The sequence below is a fragment of the Frigoribacterium sp. UYMn621 genome, assembly GCF_040549525.1.
Lineage (GTDB): Bacteria > Actinomycetota > Actinomycetes > Actinomycetales > Microbacteriaceae > Lacisediminihabitans.
The window spans coordinates 1-1,293 of record NZ_JBEPTM010000050.1 but is presented as its reverse complement, the minus strand read 5'-3'; the positions used below and the strand labels follow the sequence as shown (position 1 = coordinate 1,293).

Here is a 1,293-nt window from a genome sequence, read left to right as displayed (position 1 = left end):
CTGCTGCGGGGATTTCGGACAGCGGAATTAGTGGATTCGTCTACGCTGCCAGGGCTGGCTGCTGATAACCATAGTGGACTTCGTTGGGCCGTCGGTAACCGAGCGCTGAGTGCCGGCGACGGCTGTTGTAGAACCCCTCGATGTAGCGGATGATGTCGCTTCGAGCTTGCGTCTTGGTCGCGTAAACGGTCCGATACACACGCTCGTTCTTGAGCATCGAGAAGAAACTTTCCGCCATGCTGTTGTCCCAACAGACCCCGGTGCGGCCCATGGATGAGCGCATGCCCAGACTGGTCACGAGGGTCCTGAAAGCGGCTGAGGTGTAGACGCTTCCGCGATCGGAGTGCCAGATTGCGTTCGGCAGGATCAGGGTAGTTGCAGCGGCATTCTTGAGAGCGTCCTCGACAAGCTCGGTGCGCATGTGATCGGCGATGGACCACCCCACGACCTTCTTTGAGAAGCAGTCGATGACCGTGGCGAGGTAGACGAACCCCTGCCACGTGTGGACGTAGGTGATGTCTCCGATGAACTTCACCCCCGGACGGTCGGCGGTGAAGTCGCGTTTGACGAGGTCGGGCATGCTCGCCGCGGCCAGCGCATCGGCCTCCGTCGTGACGCGGAAGGGTCGTGGTTGGCAGGCTACGAGGCCCTCCTGGCGCATGAGCTGCCGGACGAGTTCGGGGGAACACTCCGTCTGCTCGGCGACAAGGTCCGCATGGATTCGGCGATACCCGTAAGTTCCCTCGGTCTGCTCGAAGTGGTACTTGATCCGCTCCACGAGGACCTCCCGGCGGACCGACGTCGCCGATTGCGGGCGCGTCCGCCAGTGGTAGAAACCAGACGTTGACACGTCCAACCAGCGGCACATGTTCACGACTGGATTCCGGTTTTTGGGCTCAGCTTTTTGGGAGTCGATGAATTCGTACTTGCTCACTATCGCTGCTCCCGCGCGAAGTAAGCGGCCGCTTTTTTCAAGAATTGCGCCTCAGCTTTGAGCTCCTGAACTTCCCGCTCGAGCTCCTTCAGACGGGCTCGCTCCGGGACCGTCAGCTCCGTCTCGGTGCCGCCGTTCGCTTCGCGGTGTTTATTCAGCCAGTTGCGCAGCGTCTCGGGGCCGACCCCGTAGGCCTCGGCCACATCCTTGATCGGCTTGGATGTGTTGATCACCTCGCGGCACAACTCATCTTTGAACTCGTGAGTGAATTTCCGGCGTGGCGCGGTCATGCGGTTCTCTACTTTCAGTGAACCCTCATTTTAAGAGGGCCCACTGTCCGAGATATCCGCAGCAGCCCA

At 60.5% G+C, this 1,293-nt stretch carries 1 protein-coding gene; it reads right to left on the bottom strand.

Translation table 11 applies throughout. The annotated features are described in order from the left end of the window. Positions 1–40: 40 nt before the first annotated feature. A protein-coding gene (locus tag ABIB54_RS17830; RefSeq protein WP_354576874.1) for an IS3 family transposase occupies positions 41–1,224 on the bottom strand; the annotation gives its coding sequence in 2 pieces (ribosomal slippage) (positions 41–966 and positions 966–1,224; 1,185 coding nt in all). Between the last annotated feature and the right edge of the window lie 69 nt (positions 1,225–1,293).